This window comes from Haemophilus sp. THUN1690, from assembly GCF_059704375.1.
Map to the genome: position 1 here is coordinate 495,496 of NZ_AP046582.1, position 16,098 is coordinate 511,593.

The following is a 16,098-nucleotide window of genomic DNA, read 5'->3' on the forward strand; positions in this document are numbered from 1 at the left end:
GCAGATCTTACTTATCTCATAACTTAAAAGCAAACAAAAATGACTGATTTAACCGGAATTTTATACATTGTTGCCACACCGATTGGCAATTTACAGGATATTACCCATCGTGCTTTAGATACTTTTGCGCAAGTGGATTTAATTGCAGCAGAAGATACCCGTCATAGTGGTCTTTTATTAAGTCATTACGGTATCAAAAAGCCCTTTTTTGCTTTGCATGATCACAATGAACAAGAAAAAGCCCATATTTTGGTGGAAAAACTCAAGCAAGGTAGCAATATTGCTTTGATTTCTGATGCGGGGACGCCATTAATTAGTGATCCTGGTTTTCATTTAGTACGCCAATGCCGTGAAGCTGGCATTCGCGTTGTTCCTTTGCCTGGAGCATGTGCGGCAATTACCGCACTTTGCGCATCGGGGATTGCTTCTGATAGATTTTGTTTTGAAGGCTTTTTACCTGCGAAAAGTAAAGCTCGCAAAGATAAATTAGAAAATATCGCAGAAGAAGACCGCACTTTAATTTTTTATGAATCCACTCACCGTATTTTAGATACATTAGAAGATATGCAATCGGTGTTAGGGGAAGAACGATATATTGTGTTAGCCCGTGAAATTACTAAAACTTGGGAAACGATTACGGGTAATACGATTAAAAATTTACGAGAATGGCTTTTAGAAGACCCCAATCGTACAAAAGGCGAGATGGTTTTGATTGTGGAAGGCAAACCAAAATCTGACAATAACGATGAAATTTCTCCACAAGCAGTGAAAGCGCTTGAATTAATTGCAGAAGAATTACCGCTAAAAAAAGCGGCGGCTATTGTTGCTGAGTTGTATGGTTATAAGAAGAATGCTTTGTACCAATTTGGATTAGCGCATTTGGAAAAATAACCTCAAAATTAACCGCACTTTATTCATCTGATGTTAATCTGTGCTGTTGCACCAAACGGACACAAGCTCTTACAAGATATTTACTTTTAGACTGGAAAAAATATGTTAAACCAAGTTTCAAATACATTACTGACACCAAGTAATCTTTCAACTAAAGCATTGCTCAATATTTTCGATATGATGTCGCATCGTAATATTGACTATGCTGATTTGTATTTTCAACTTAGCCAAGATGAAAGTTGGGTATTGGAAGATGGCATTATAAAAGAAGGCGGTTTTCATATTGATCGTGGTGTTGGCGTGCGAGCAGTTTCTGGTGATAAAACAGGTTTTGCTTATGCGGATCAAATTAATCTCGCCTCTTTGCAGCAATGTGCGGAGGCTGTAAAGGGGATCGCGCAAGTCAAACAGGGGAATTTGATTTCGCCATCTGCTTTTAATGTTGTAAATCCGATTGCTCGTTATGCAGCGATTAATCCTTTGGAAAGTTTGACTAAAGAGAAAAAAATTGAGCTATTACATTTAGTTGATCGTACAGCACGCGCGGAAGACCATCGCGTAACCCGCGTATCAGCAAGCCTTAGTTCCGTTTATGAAGAAGTATTAGTCATGGCGACGGATGGTACGCTAGCCGCAGATATTCGTCCTTTAGTTCGCTTATCTATTTCTGTGTTAGTAGAAGAAAATGGCAAACGTGAACGAGGCAGTTGTGGTTCTGGTGGGCGTTTCGGTTTAGATTGGTTCTTTGAAGTTGTTGATGGCGATATTCGAGCAGTTCGATTTGCTAAAGAAGCGGTTCGTCAAGCTTTAGTAAATCTTAGCGCAATTGCGGCACCTGCTGGATTAATGCCAGTTGTATTAGGTGCTGGTTGGCCAGGCGTGTTGTTACACGAAGCGGTAGGTCACGGTTTAGAAGGGGATTTTAATCGTAAAGAAAGTTCACTTTTCACAGGCAAGATTGGAGAACAAGTGACTTCACCGTTATGTACGATTGTGGATGATGGCACGATTGAAAATCGTCGAGGTTCATTAACTATTGATGATGAAGGTGTGCCAAGCCAGTGCAATGTACTCATCAAAGATGGGATCTTGCAAGGTTATATGCAAGATAAAATGAATGCTCGTTTGATGGGCGTGGCGCCAACGGGGAATGGACGACGTGAGTCTTATGCTCATTTACCAATGCCTAGAATGACTAACACTTATATGCTTGCTGGCCAAAGTCAGTTTGATGATTTGATTGCTTCTGTAGAACAGGGCATTTATGCACCGCACTTTGGTGGTGGGCAAGTGGATATTACGTCTGGTAAATTTGTATTTTCTACTTCAGAAGCTTATTTAATTGAAAAAGGAAAAATTACGAAACCTGTGAAGGGCGCAACTTTAATTGGCAGTGGCATTGAAGTGATGCAAAAGATTTCTATGGTTGCAGATAAATCAGAACTTGATTTAGGTATCGGAGTTTGTGGTAAAGAAGGGCAAAGTGTGCCAGTTGGTGTTGGACAGCCAGCACTAAAAATTGATGAAATTACCGTAGGTGGTACAAATTAAACCAAAATTGCGTAAAAGATCACAAAAATTCCATTAAAATTGGATTTTTACTGGCAATTTCATTCAAATTTTGATAGTCTCGGGTAAAATTGTATTTTTATATCTTTTAATTATTTTAAATTATGTTGAAAAGAATTTTAGTTATTATCGGTTTAGCGACGCTTGCAACCGCTTGTTCTAATGGTCCTCGAACGGCAAATCATCAAGTTATTTCAGAAAGTGATGATGCTCAATTAACCGGTTTGATTAGTAATTTAGAAAAAGGTAATCGTTCAGGGATTTTCCACAAAGTGAGAACAAACCGTTCATCTGCATTGATGGGTGATAAGGCTTTAGCTGGTGTTTATAATGAATGGGTAGGCACTCGTTATCGTATGGGCGGTACAACTAAACATGGTATTGATTGTTCTGCATTTATGCAAACAACTTTTTCTGAAGCATTTGGTATTGAATTGCCGCGTTCTACGGCTGAACAGCGCTATTTAGGTAAACAAATTAGTAAATCAGAGTTGAAAAAAGGCGATTTAGTTTTCTTCCGTAGAAATAACCATGTCGGTGTTTATATTGGTAACAACCAATTTATGCATGCAAGTACAGGGCAAGGTGTGACGATAAGTTCCCTTGATGAAGAATATTGGGCTAGAACTTACACTCAATCGCGCCGTATCATATAATGAAAAAGAAAACCGAACATTAAGTTCGGTTTTTTTGATCAGTTTATTGATAAAAATCTCCTCTTTTAATCGAGGAGATTTTTATTATTCTTTGAATTCTTCCATCATTTCTTGCGCTTTTTTCACCATATCTTGTGAACCAACAAATAATGGAACTCGTTCATGAAGTGCGGTTGGTTCGATATCTAAAATTCGACGATAACCATCTGTTGCTACACCACCAGCTTGCTCCGCTAAAAATGCAATTGGATTGCCTTCATATAATAAACGAAGTTTGCCATTTGGATAGTTAGTTGCACTTGGGTAAATATAAATGCCGCCTTTTAATAAGTTGCGGTGAAAGTCTGCTACAAGTGAACCAATATAGCGAGAGGCGTAAGGGCGATTGGTCGCTTTATCTTCTTCTTGGCAATATTTAATATATTTTTTCACACCTTGTGGGAATTTGAGGTATTGTCCTTCATTGATGGAATAAATACGGCCAGTTTTTGGCATTTGCATATTTTCATGCGACAGACAGAATGTACCGATTGATGGATCATAAGTAAAACCATTAACCCCATGACCAGTGGTATATACCAACATAGTTGATGAGCCGTAAACAATATAACCTGCAGCAACTTGTTTATTCCCTGGTTGTAAGAAATCTTCTAAGGTGACTGGCGTGCCAATTGGAGATACGCGACGGTAAATAGAGAAAATTGTACCGACGGATACGTTTACATCAATATTCGAAGAACCATCAAGGGGATCCGTTAAAATAATGTATTTGGCATTGCGTCCACGTTCCGTATCAAACGCGATAAAACTTTCTTCTTCTTCAGATGCAAAACCAGCCACTTCTTCACGCGCCATTAATGCCGCTTTCATCGTGTTATGAGCGAATAAATCAAGTTTCATTTGACTTTCGCCTTGTACGTTTTCAACACCTGATTGGCCGAGAATATTTGTTAAGCCTGCTTTATTAATATCTCGGTGAATAATTTTCGCTAAAAGACGAATTGACGACAAAATACCACTCAATTCTCCTTTTGCATTTGGGTATTCTGCCTGGCGTTCAACAATAAATTCACTCAATGTTTTCATAATTTTCCTTTTAGTTTTTCATAATATGTTGATTAATTATAGGTAATTTGGAGTGTAAACTCTAATGATAGATTATCAGAATGAGATCTTTATCACAAAAATGTCACATTTATTGCTGTAATTTTTGGAAGCTATCACTTATTTGTTAATAAATTCTGGAGTGATTTTGTGAATTTGCGCTCCAAATAAACTTGAGCTACCATAACCGCACTTTATTAAGCCAAAAGGTAAAAAATGAAAATCGCATTAGGCATTGAGTATAACGGGCAAAATTATTATGGTTGGCAGAGACAAGAAAAAGTCCGCAGTGTACAAGAAGAATTAGAAAAGGCGCTTTCTTGTATTGCGAATGAAAAAATTGAAATATTTTGTGCTGGCAGAACGGATTCTGGTGTGAGTGGAACGGGGCAGGTTGTTCATTTTGAAACGAATTCGGTTCGTCCAGAGAAGGCTTGGGCTTTTGGTACTAATGCTCATTTACCTGATGACATTGCAGTGAGTTGGGCAAAACAAGTCGATGATGAATTCCATGCGAGATTTTCTGCAACAGCACGCCGTTATCGCTATATTTTTTATTGTAATAAATTACGCTCTGCGATTTTAGCGGGAGGAATGACTCATTGTCATTTAGATTTAGATGCCGAAAAAATGCATCAGGCAGGGCAATGTTTATTAGGAGAACATGATTTTTCCTCTTTCCGCGCTGCACAATGTCAGTCCCATACCCCTTGGCGTAATGTGCATCATTTGAATGTGTCTCGTATTGGAAAATATATTATTGTTGATATTCAAGCGAATGCTTTTGTGCATCATATGGTGCGCAATATTGTGGGAAGTTTGATTGAGGTCGGTGCTGGAAATAAGCCGATTGAATGGATGCAATGGCTACTTGAGCAGAAAAATCGTCAGCTTGCCGCACCAACAGCAAAACCCGATGGATTGTATTTGGTTGATGTGATTTATCCGCAAAAGTTTGATATTCCTAAACGTCCAATTGGTCCTTTATTTTTAGAGGATGGTTTATTAAATCGTACTTTGAAATAGAGCGTAATTTAATCCTTTAAATAAGCATATCTGAAAATATTCTTCATAAAAAAGACCGCACTTTAAAAGTGCGGTCAATCTTAAGTGAATTTTATATTAATTTTGATATTCCATAGTTCACTAAAAATCCCCCAATCACTAGCCATAAATAAATCAGTATCCCTAAAATCAGAGGTTTTAGTCCTGCCTTTTTTATTGCGCTTGCTTGCGTAGTTAAGCCAAGCGCAGCCATTGCTGAAATTAATAAGAAAGAATCGATTTCAACTAATAATTTCGCGAGTTCTTTTGGTAATAAATCAAAAGAATTAAAAATGGCAACGCCAATAAAAAGTACAGCAAACCAAGGAATTGTAATTCTGTGTGATGTATTTTCTGATACCCCATTACTACGTGTTAATAACCAAGAAAGCATTAATAAAAATGGTGCGAGCATCATCACTCGGATCATTTTGGTAATGACGGCGGTATTCGCTACGATAGGATCTATATTTCCCCCTATCGCGTAAACTTGAGCCACTTCATGCACGCTAGAGCCAACATAAATACCGAATTGATGAGCGTTAATTAAATTTTGTGACCAAGTGTAGAAAAATGGATAAGTAAAAATAGAAAGCGTCCCGAAAATGACCACTACGGCAATCGCCACTGAAACTTTATGAGATTCTGCTTTGGTAACAGGTTCTGCTGCCATTACCGCTGCTGCACCACAAATACTACATCCAGCCCCAGTGAGATAAACCAATTGTTTATCCATTTTTAGATAACGAATACCCAAAAGTGCGGTAAGAAAAAAGGTTGAAACCAGCATAATCGCATCAGTGACAACAGCATTTAATCCAACATCTGCGATATCGCCAAAGGTGAGTCGAAAACCATACAGCACAATGCCTGTGCGAAGAAGAGGACCTTTCGCAAATAATACACCTTTTTCCACTTGTGCAGAAAATTGCGGGTAAATGGTATTGCCGATTGCCATTCCCAGCAAGATGGCAATAATTAAGGCACTGATATGATAGTGATGAGAAAAGTCGGTACTCCCTAAGTAGCTAGCAAGTACAGCGATAATCGCGATAAATATAAGTCCGAAATAAAAGGGACGAGAGTTCATTTTTTCTTTCCTTAGTTCGTATGAGTTTCCTTTACCCAGGCACTTTCATCCAAAATTTTTCCAAAATAACTTTCCACTAAACGGCCAGTTACATCTGTTTGTGGATCGGTAAATAGCGTTTTAGGCGTACCGCTCTTTATCATTCTCCCTTTATCCATCACGATGACTGTGTCTGCAATATGTTTAATCACGCCGAGGTCTTGCCCTACATAAATGTAAGAGATGCCCAAACGTTGCTGCAGATCAAGGGTTAAATTTAGTAATTGAATGCGTACCGAGGCATCTAAATTACCAAGTGCATCATCTATAATAATTATTTCAGGTTCTAAAATCAGCGCGCGAGCCAAAGCGACACGCTGTTTTTGGCTGATAGAAAGATTTTTGATTTTTAGATTTGTGTAATCGGGGTAAAGTCCTACAAGTAACAGTGTTTCAAAGATTTTTTGATTGCGACGTTCTTCATCCCAATCTGTTGCTAAACGTAGCGGCGCATCTAATGCTTCACCGATATTTAAGCGAGGATTAAACGCTGAATTCGCATCTTGGAACACCATTCGAATATGTTGCGCGCGGTATTGAAAATCCTCAAATTGCAATTCATGATCGTTAAATAAAATTCTGCCAGAAGTGGGCTGTGTAATGCCCGCGATCATTTTTACTAACGTTGATTTTCCAGAACCATTTTTGCCGATAATCGCCAAAGTTTGTTGGCGTTCAAGAGAAAAACTTACGTTTTCTACCGCATTAAAGTCACTCGTACCAAATAAACGCTTGCGGCCTTTGAAAGTTTTAGTCAAATCTTCTACTTGTAATAACGGCATTATTCACTTCCTTTGCTTGCAAGGGTTAATGGTGCGCTCATTGCTTTTTCTTTGAAGGTTTTCTCGCGTAAATTAATTGGATAATGGCAAGAAAATTCATGTTGTTTTATTTTGAATCGAGTTGGTTTTTCAATACATTTTTTCTGTGCAAAAGGACAACGAGGACCAAGACGGCAACCAATAGGCATTTGTTCTAAAATTGGCACGGTACCTTCTAAGGTGCTTAGTTTGGTTTTAAATCCCAAAGGCTGCGTAAAATCAGGTACGGCATTAATCAATGCTTGTGTGTAAGGATGATGAGGACTTTCAAGCAACATTTGCGTTGTGCCTGATTCCGTATTTTGCCCGCAATAGAGTACAGAAATCTGATCGCACCATTCACTAATACTTCTGATGTCATTGCTAGCCAATAAAACGGTTGTACCTTGGTTTTGGTTCATACTCGAAAGTAATCGAAATACCTGTAATGCTGTTGTAGCTTCTAATGCATTAGTCGGTTCATCGGCAATGAGCAAGCGAGGCTGATTTGCCACTGCGATAGCAATCATGACTTTTTGTCCTTCACCTTCCGTTAATTCATTAGGATAGCTTGCCATGATATCTTTGTGTTCTTTTATCCCTACACGATGCAATAATTCAATGGCACGGCGTTTTTTCCAACCAAACCATTGCCACCATTTTCCTTTAAATGTCCAATTCGGGATATTTTGGATTAATTGTTTACCAATTTTCCGACTTGGATCAAGACAAGAAAGAGGATCTTGGAAAATCATGGATATTTCTTTACCCACTAACTTTCGACGTTTATTAGGACTGAGTTTTAGTAACTCTACATCATGAAAACGAAAGCGATCTGCGGTAATAATCCAGTTTTCTTTGATGGCATTACAAATTACTTTAGCGATTAAACTTTTACCAGAACCTGATTCGCCAACAAGCCCACAAATTTCCCCTTCATTAATCGATAAGTTTACGCCGTCCACAATCTTAACGAGGCCGTTTGAGGTTTGTATTTCGATATTTAGGTTACGGATGTCTAGTAGTGCCATAAATTATTCGTAATATTGGTTGATAGCTTTAGTTAAGCCATTGCTAAAAATAATGCTTAATAAAATGGTAAAAATAATTGCAAAGCCAGGGAGTAATACTGTCCAAGGTGCAAGATAGAGGAGTTCTAAAGAATCTCGAATCATTGCGCCCCATTCTGGGGTTGGTCGCTGTGCGCCAAGAGAAATAAAACTCAAGGCGCTAATATCCAATATGGCGACAACAAATGCGCGTGCAATTTCTTGAACATAGACTACGGTGATATTTGGCAAAATCGTACTTTTTAATAACTCCCAGTTAGAAATGCCCTCGAGTTTTAACATGAGCACGTAATCTTTTTTCAATTCTTGTTGAATGGCTCGATAAATTGCATGGATGAAATACGGCAATATCGCTAAAAGTGTTGCGAACATTGCATTCAATAAACTCGGTTCCATCAGAGTGGAAATCACGATGGCAATGAGCAAAATAGGGAGAGATAAAAAGGCATCGAAAATATGGCCGACAAAACGCGCTTTTAAGCCCTTCAACATACCCGCAACAATGCCAAGCGTTCCACCAATTAAGGCAACTGCAAGTACGACTAGCAACGATGATCCAATCGTGTAACTTGTGCCCATAATTAGCCGGCTTAGTACATCACGGCCTAAATCATCAGTACCAAAGAAAAAGGCAATTTGCCCTTTTTCAACCCAAGATGGCGGCATTAATTCTTGCCCAACAAACTGCATATTATGAGCATAAGGTGCGATCCAACCGCTGAAAAGTGCGGTTAGAATTAACAACGTTAATAAATAAAAGCTGAACAACGCAACGGTATTTTTGCGAAATAGTAGCCATATTTGGAATATTGAGGTATTTTCTCGAAATTCTTCAGGTTCTTTATCTTGCATACCAACCTTTCTTTTTAAATGGATCGAGCACGAAAGTAAGCGCTTTAATGAATGTGTCGATCAAAATAATGCAAACGCCAATAACAACTACACCCGCAGAAATACTATTGTAATCTTGTTGCATTACGGCATCGATCAGCCAGCGACCAATTCCAGGCCAACCCAAAGCTGTTTCTACCAACATACATTGAGTTAATACTAGGGTGAACACGCGCGGTACTTGTGGAACAAGCAGAGGAAACGTATTACGGAATACATATTGATGGAGAATTTTCCATTTTGACCAACCCCGTGTCGTGGCAACTTTGGCAAAATTTTGGTTCAAAACATATTCTGCTCGTTGTTGAATAATTCGGATAATTTCCATTGTTGGCAAAATACAAAGCACAAGTGTCGGTAAGGCTAAATGTTGCAAAACATTTTGTACAATTTTGGTTCGATAAGGCACATCTATAAACCAAACATCAATGACTGGGAAACCAGTAATCGGTTTTATTTCATAGAGTAAATTGTATTGCCCAATAGATGCAATTTCCCAATGATTTACTGCCGCCACATAAAGTAAAATCGGCGCAAGCCAAAATATAGGGATCGACAAACCAACATAAGATAAACTTTTTAAACTCTTGGCAAAAATATGCTGAGAATTTACCGCACTTATAATGCCAAGCGGTACGCCGAGAATGAACGCTAATAAAAGTGCGGTAAAACAGAGCTCTAATGTGGGTGGAAGTACCGTTAGAATCAAATCTATCAGAGATTTTCCACCGTTATAAGTAATCCCAAAATCGCCATGTAATAAGGTGCTTAAATAATTAAAATAACTGGTGTAAATATTGTGAGTGACGAGATCTGCATTAAGCGGATCTCGCAATAAAATCACGAAACTTAGCAAAGATAACACAAGCAAGAGCAAGATTACCCAAAGGGTATGGCGAATAACAGACCACAACATTAGGGTTTCTCCTTGTGTAAGCGTAAGTCAGAAAAGTTAAGACTACCAAAAGGTGTCATTTCCACGCCTTTTACTCGGCTATTTGCCACCAAAATGCGTTTTACATTCGCGATAGGGATAATCGGCAATTCATGTAGAATCAGTTCTTGAGCGTCATTATAAGCGCGCACCCGTTCAGATAAATTAGAGGTAGCAATCGCGCGATCCATTAAATTATTAAATTCTTCGTTACACCAGTTAGATAAATTTGTGATTTCATTTTGCGTATTACAGCTCAAAATAGGGCGCATAAATCCATCAGGATCAAGATTTCCAGCTAACCATCCCGCTAAAATTAAATCGTAATTTTCTGATTTATTACGAAGTTGCTCACTCAAAAATGTGCGTGTCACTGTCCGCACTTTCACTTTCACGCCGACTTGATCCAAATCGGATTTAATCATTTCCGCCATTTTAAAAGGTGCTGGGTTATACATTTGTTCTTCATTAATTACCCATAAATTGAGCGAAAGATGTTTATTTTCTAATTTTTTCTTCGCGATTTTTGGACTGTAATCAAAGTCAAATTCTGGCGTGTTTACGCTAGAAGCCCAAGATATTTCAGGAATAATATTATTCGCCACTGTCGCAGTATTGTGATAGATGTTGTGAATAATACGTGCGCGATTCAAACTTTGTGAGATAGCTTCTCGAATGGTACGATCTTGCATCAATGGTTTTTCAAAATTGAAAGCAAGATATGCCAGATTCATTCCGTCAGTGGATTGCATATAGTAGTGCTTATCGTCGCTCTTTAATAGGCCAATTTGGCTCACTTCAGGATAAGAGGCTATTTGACATTCATTATTGAAAAATTTGACGAGTCGCCCATTTCTATCGGTAGATAAATCTACGATAATATTTTCAATTTTTGCTTCTTTTTTCCAATAGTTTTCATTACGCACTAAGCGAACATATTGGTTATACACATAATCCTTTACTTGATAAGGCCCAGTGCCCACGGGGTGAGTATCTAATTGAGTGAGATTATCGTCAGCACTTAATTGATAGGCATATTCTTGTGAAAAAATAATGGCATATTGGCTGGCAAGATGCGACAAGATCGATGAATCTGGTTCAAATAATTCAATTTTCACTTGGTAAGGCGAAAGTACGGTCACTGATTTAATTTTTTCATTAAGCTTAATGCTATCAAAATAAGGAAAGCGAACTTTTCTTGCTTGCTCGTGAAACACTTTATATTGTGGGTTTTTATAGGTAATTGCTGTTTCTGCTAAGGTTGGCAAGTAAGTATCATGACCCAACACTCGATTGATTGAAAACACCACATCTTCCGCATTAAAATCACGAGTTGGGGTAAACCAAGGAGTATGATGAAATTTTACCCCACGGCGTAAATTAATTAAAATTTCTTTGTTATCTGGTGAAATTGAATAGGATTGTGCGAGCACGGGTGTAACGTTCGCACTATGGTTTTTAATTTCAAAAAGTTTGTTATAAATTTGCTCTGTTACGACATTCATACTTGTGCCAGCGTCAGCAGTTTGCGGATTAAAAGAAAATCCAGAGGCATTAGTACAATAAGTTAGTCCGTTTTCTGTTAGGTGTTCTGGTACGCGCGGAGCCGCTTGAAGTTGGGAATTCAAGCCAATACCAAATAGAAAACAGAAAAACGTAAGATTTTTGCGTAACATAACAAATGCATTGTGATAAATTATGTGCCAAATTGTAAGGCATATTAGTAAAAATGGCTAGGATATTGAATGTTTAATAGGGTTCAAAACGAAATCAATCAAATCATTAATCGTGGTTTTGACCGCACTTTGCGCTTGGCGGTAACAGGGTTAAGTCGGAGTGGAAAAACGGCGTTTATTACAAGTTTAATCAATCAACTTCTCTCCATTAATCAAAATTCATCACAGCATTTGCCATTATTTGAAGCAGCTAGAAATGGTGCGATCTTGGCGGTAAAACGAGTATCTCAACAAGATCTCAGTGTGCCACGTTTTGATTATGAAAGTAATTTAAATGATTTGTCACAAAATCCGCCTCAGTGGTTTCAATCTACTCGGGGTGTGAGTGAAACACGTTTAGCAATTCGTTTTCAACGTCAATCTGGCTTGCTACGCCATTTGAAAGAACGTGGTACGCTTTATCTGGATATTTTTGATTATCCGGGAGAGTGGCTGCTCGATTTGCCGTTATTAAATCTAGATTTTCAACAATGGTCACAAGAGCAAATCAAGGTCACAACTGGCATTCGAGAAGAATTGGCACAGAATTGGTTTTCCATGTTGCAGGGTTTAGATTTAAGTGTGGTCGCAAATGAAGATGTTTTAGCCAAGATAGCGAAAAGTTATACAGATTATTTATACCAATGTAAGTCGCAAGGCATGCAATTTATTCAGCCTGGGCGATTTGTGTTGCCCAGTGATTTAGAGGGGGCGCCAGCATTGCAATTTTTCCCATTGATTCATCTTTCGGAAGAACAGTGGAAAACCTTGAAAAAAACAGCTAAATCGAATAGTTATTTTGCCGTGCTGACAACACGTTATAATTATTATCGCAATAAAATTGTGAAAGGTTTTTACGAAAATTATTTTTCTACTTTTGATCGTCAAGTTATTTTGGCGGATTGTTTAACGCCTTTAAATCACAGTCAGCAAGCCTTTTTAGATATGCAAATGGGCTTAAATCAGTTATTTAATAATTTCCATTATGGTAGCAGAAATTTTCTTCATCGTTTGTTTTCTCCGCGAATTGATCGATTAATGTTTGTTGCGACGAAAGCGGATCATATTACTCGGGATCAAATTCCAAATTTAGTGAGTTTAATGCGTCAAATTGTGCAAGAGGGGGGGCGTCATGTGGAATTTGAAGGAATCGATACGGAATATACCGCTATTGCTGCGGTTCGTACCACAAAGCAAGTGATTGTGAATCAGCAAGGAAAAGAAATTAAAGCAATTCAAGGGATTCGTTCTATTGATAAACAACTGATTACGCTTTATCCAGGAACGGTGCCAAGTAAATTACCAAGAACAGAATTTTGGCAAAAACAACCGCACTTTGATTTCGATAGTTTTGAACCTCAGCCTTTAGAACAAGGGGAGAGTATTCCTCATTTGAGAATGGATGCGGTTTTACAATTTTTATTAAGTGATCGATTTGAATAAAAAAGTGCGGAAAATTTTCCGCACTTTTTTCATCCTTCTAGCCCGTATTACGCATCCCAGCCGCGATACCTGTAATGGTAATCATCAATGCTTGTTCCACATCGGGATTGACTTGCTCTGGATTTTCACGGAAACGGTGAAGCAATTCTACTTGCAGAAGATTGAGTGGATCCGTGTAGATATTACGCAATGCTATTGAATCTGCAATCCAAGGTAAATCAGACATCAGTTCACTTTGGTGAGAAAGTGAAAGCACAGTTTGAATATCATCTTCAAGTTGCTTACGTAAATTTTCGCCTAAATACCAAAGTTCTTTTTTCACTAATCGTTGATCATATTGTTGGGAAAGCCAAGTATCCGATTTACTAAATACCATTTCCAACATTCCGATTCGCGTTGAAAAGAACGGCCAGTTTTCGCACATTTCATGAATGATATCGCCTTTGCCTTGTTCAATAATTTGACGGATAGATGCTCCAGCGCCCAACCAAGCGGGTAGCATTAAGCGATTTTGCATCCAGGCAAAAATCCAAGGAATCGCGCGTAAACTTTCCACGCCGCCATTTGGATTGCGTTTTGCAGGGCGAGAACCAAGTGGCAGTTTGGAGAGTTCCTGTTCTGGCGTCGCACTGCGGAAATAAGGAACAAAATCTTTATCACCACGAACCACACCACGATAAATATCGCAAGAAATAGTGGAAAGCTCGTCCATTATCATGCGCCATTCTGGTTTCGGTTCTGGTGGCGGTAAAAGATTTGCTTCTAAAATAGCACTAGCGTAGAGATCAAAGGTTTCTACCGCCACAGCGGGCAAACCCAGTTTGAAACGAATCATTTCGCCTTGTTCTGTCACACGTAAACCATTTTTTAGTGAACGAGGCGGTTGAGAAAGTAATGCTGCATGTGCTGGCGCACCACCACGACCAATGGTGCCACCACGTCCGTGGAATAAAGTGAGTTCAATGCCAAGTTTTTTCGTTAAATTCACTAAGGCTTCTTGTGCACGGTATTGCGCCCAAGAGGCCGCCATCATTCCCGCATCTTTTGCCGAATCCGAATAGCCAATCATCACCATTTGACGATTATTGATAACGCCACGATACCAACCCACATTGAAAAGTTGAGTCATGACTTTTTCGGCTGCATCTAAATCGTCCAAGGTTTCAAATAATGGCACGACAGGAATATGGTATGGCACGCCCGCTTCTTTTAAGAGTAAATGAACGGCTAAAACATCAGATGCACTGCGCGCCATCGAAATAACATAACACGCAATGACACCTTGTTTTTGTTGAGCAATCACTTTGCAAGTATCTAAAATTTCTTTGGTTTCAGGCGATGGCGTCCAGTTTTGCGGAATCAATGGACGGCGTGAGCTTAATTCCCGAATTAAGAAAGCCTGTTTATCGTCTTCTGTCCATTGAGAGTAATCGCCTAAACCAATATAGCGCGTGATTTCAGCAATGGCATCGGTGTGACGTGTGCTTTCTTGGCGAATATCCATTTGGGAAAGTGTCACGCCAAAACAACTAATACGGTGCAAAATATTCAACAATGAACCATTGGCAATAATGCGCATACCGCATTGGATTAAAGATTGATAACAATCATAAAGCGGCTCCCAAAGTTGATTATCTTCTAAAATAATCTCGCTTTCGGATACGCGCGGTGTGCGATCTGATAGGAGATCATCAAAATAAGCTAATGTTGCCGTAAGATGATTGCGTAAATTTTTCACCACGAAACGATAGGGTTCCAAATGCTCACCGTATTTAGCACGAAATTCATCGCTACATTTCACCATTGAAAGTTCATCGGCTAATTTGCTAATGTCTTGTAAGAATAAATCCGCCGCTTTCCAACGGGCAAAATAAAGCACTTTTTTGGTGATTTGTGCGGTGACAAATGGGTTTCCATCGCGGTCGCCGCCCATCCAAGAGGAAATGCGTACGGGTTTTAATCCTACTGGCAAATCGTAACCTAAAAATTCACGGGCAGTTTCGTTTAGTTGACGTAAAAATTCTGGCACGGCTTGCCACAAACTGTTTTCCAACATCGCAAAGCCCCATTTTGCTTCATCAAATGGCGTTGGGCGAACAGTACGAATTTCGTTGGTATGCCATGCTTCAGCGATTAATCGAAGTAATAGACGTTCAATAATATTGCGTTCTTTTTCAGTTAAATCATGATGTTCTAGCTTGCTTAAACATTTATTGATTTCAATGTGTTTATGAATGAGTGAACGACGTGTTGTTTCTGTTGGATGTGCGGTAAGAACAAGCTCAATTAATAATTTTTCGACTGTTTTATGCACGTCTTCCACTGAGGCATTTTGTTCTTTTAAGCGTTTGAAAAGTTCGCTTAAGGATTGAGAAGAACTTTGTGCTAGAGAATGTTCACGCGAAATTGTTTGATATTGTTCTGCAATGTTCGTGAGGTTTAAAAATTGGCTGAAAGCACGTGCGACAGGAATAATATTTTCATTAGAAATACTACCGAGCGTGTCGAGCAATTCTTGTCTTGCTTTATCATCACCCGCACGAGAATTACGAGAAAGTTTACGAATATTTTCGATTAATTCGAGAATATCGGCACCTTGGGCATCGTTGATAGTTTCTCCGAGAAAACGCCCTAACATACTAATGTTATTGCGCAGAGTGCGGTACTCTTGTGTCATAGGAACTCCTAAAAGTAAAAAATAAAATTCGTAAGTTGGCGATAGATATAGCTAAAAACGGAAGATAGGGCAAATGCTATTCAAGGAAACCTTGAAGATAATCAAGAAAAGCTAAAAAATAGATAAAAAAGAACCGCACTTTTTATAGATTATTTAAAAAGTGCGGTTTATTTTT

General features: G+C 38.7%; 13 protein-coding genes. 5 read left to right on the plus strand and 8 right to left on the minus strand.

Annotated features, from left to right (window positions below; translation table 11 throughout):
• Positions 1–39: 39 nt before the first annotated feature.
• From rsmI to AC6H22_RS02375, 3 genes are all read left to right on the plus strand, one after another.
• Positions 40–891, plus strand: a complete 852-nt coding sequence (gene rsmI, locus AC6H22_RS02365) for a 16S rRNA (cytidine(1402)-2'-O)-methyltransferase (protein WP_046953016.1) — start codon at positions 40–42, stop codon at positions 889–891.
• A 102-nt stretch (positions 892–993) separates the two neighbouring features.
• Positions 994–2,442 (plus strand): metalloprotease TldD, encoded by a 1,449-nt coding sequence (gene tldD / locus AC6H22_RS02370; RefSeq protein WP_118816810.1) that lies wholly within the window; start codon positions 994–996, stop codon positions 2,440–2,442.
• 122 nt (positions 2,443–2,564) lie between these two features.
• A complete protein-coding gene (locus tag AC6H22_RS02375) occupies positions 2,565–3,116 on the plus strand; it encodes an NlpC/P60 family protein (RefSeq protein WP_005626045.1) in 552 nt (183 codons plus the stop codon).
• A gap of 84 nt (positions 3,117–3,200) precedes the next feature.
• Here the strand turns inward: AC6H22_RS02375 and fbp are convergent, their stop codons facing one another.
• Positions 3,201–4,202: a class 1 fructose-bisphosphatase gene (fbp, locus tag AC6H22_RS02380; RefSeq protein ID WP_046953018.1), complete on the minus strand. Its 1,002-nt coding sequence runs from the start codon at positions 4,200–4,202 to the stop codon at positions 3,201–3,203.
• Between the two features lie 234 nt (positions 4,203–4,436).
• On the opposite strand from fbp, the gene truA reads away from it, so the two are divergent.
• Positions 4,437–5,246 (plus strand): tRNA pseudouridine(38-40) synthase TruA, encoded by an 810-nt coding sequence (gene truA / locus AC6H22_RS02385; protein WP_005626049.1) that lies wholly within the window; start codon positions 4,437–4,439, stop codon positions 5,244–5,246.
• A gap of 91 nt (positions 5,247–5,337) precedes the next feature.
• On the opposite strand, the gene AC6H22_RS02390 is transcribed toward truA, so the two are convergent.
• From AC6H22_RS02390 to AC6H22_RS02415, 6 genes are read right to left on the minus strand one after another with little or no spacing between them, the layout of a single operon-like run.
• Positions 5,338–6,354: a YeiH family protein gene (locus AC6H22_RS02390; protein ID WP_005626051.1), complete on the minus strand. Its 1,017-nt coding sequence runs from the start codon at positions 6,352–6,354 to the stop codon at positions 5,338–5,340.
• A gap of 11 nt (positions 6,355–6,365) precedes the next feature.
• Positions 6,366–7,175, minus strand: coding sequence for a peptide ABC transporter ATP-binding protein (locus AC6H22_RS02395; RefSeq protein ID WP_005626053.1), 810 nt, complete (start codon positions 7,173–7,175; stop codon positions 6,366–6,368).
• Entirely contained in the window at positions 7,175–8,224 is a 1,050-nt protein-coding gene (locus tag AC6H22_RS02400) for a peptide ABC transporter ATP-binding protein (protein ID WP_005626055.1), read from the minus strand. Before AC6H22_RS02400 ends, AC6H22_RS02395 begins: the two co-directional genes overlap by 1 nt.
• Before the next feature lie 3 nt (positions 8,225–8,227).
• Complete coding sequence (locus AC6H22_RS02405) at positions 8,228–9,115, minus strand: ABC transporter permease subunit (RefSeq protein WP_005626057.1); 888 nt, start codon at positions 9,113–9,115, stop codon at positions 8,228–8,230.
• A complete protein-coding gene (locus tag AC6H22_RS02410) occupies positions 9,105–10,070 on the minus strand; it encodes an ABC transporter permease (protein ID WP_497515267.1) in 966 nt (321 codons plus the stop codon). Before AC6H22_RS02410 ends, AC6H22_RS02405 begins: the two co-directional genes overlap by 11 nt.
• On the minus strand, positions 10,070–11,764 hold the full coding sequence (locus tag AC6H22_RS02415) for an ABC transporter substrate-binding protein (protein WP_497515268.1): 1,695 nt from the start codon (positions 11,762–11,764) through the stop codon (positions 10,070–10,072). The genes AC6H22_RS02410 and AC6H22_RS02415 overlap by 1 nt, the downstream gene beginning before the upstream one ends.
• Positions 11,765–11,833: 69 nt before the next feature.
• Between AC6H22_RS02415 and AC6H22_RS02420 the strand changes: the two genes are divergently transcribed.
• Complete coding sequence (locus AC6H22_RS02420; RefSeq protein WP_497515269.1) at positions 11,834–13,246, plus strand: YcjX family GTP-binding protein; 1,413 nt, start codon at positions 11,834–11,836, stop codon at positions 13,244–13,246.
• Positions 13,247–13,283: 37 nt separating this feature from the next.
• Here AC6H22_RS02420 and ppc read toward each other — a convergent pair whose 3' ends face one another.
• Positions 13,284–15,923, minus strand: a complete 2,640-nt coding sequence (gene ppc, locus AC6H22_RS02425) for a phosphoenolpyruvate carboxylase (RefSeq protein WP_497515271.1) — start codon at positions 15,921–15,923, stop codon at positions 13,284–13,286.
• Positions 15,924–16,098 lie beyond the last annotated feature (175 nt).